General features: G+C 53.5%; 1 protein-coding gene. It reads left to right on the top strand.

The features are described 5' to 3' along the window. Positions 1–138: 138 nt before the first annotated feature. The coding region (locus OC610_RS29530; protein ID WP_264433451.1) for a hypothetical protein at positions 139–202 on the top strand (64 nt) is incomplete at its 3' end.

Below are 202 nucleotides of genomic sequence, written 5' to 3'. Positions count from 1 at the left end.
GGGCGACAGCAGTTTTCACGGTGGACCTCGGAGGAGCACGGCCAGGCAGGCAATGAAAAAAGCATATAGCCGGCTAATGATTCTATCCAATATATTGTTCGACCTATTTAAGACGTTGAACGACCTACTGGGGTTTCCATGGAACTGCGGCATCTGCGCTACTTCATCGCCGTCGCCGAAGAATTGCACTTCGGCCGCGCCG

This window comes from Pseudomonas agronomica (assembly GCF_025917275.1).
Classification (GTDB): Bacteria; Pseudomonadota; Gammaproteobacteria; order Pseudomonadales; family Pseudomonadaceae; genus Aquipseudomonas; species Aquipseudomonas agronomica.
This window is presented reverse-complemented; position numbering and strand designations above follow the sequence as displayed.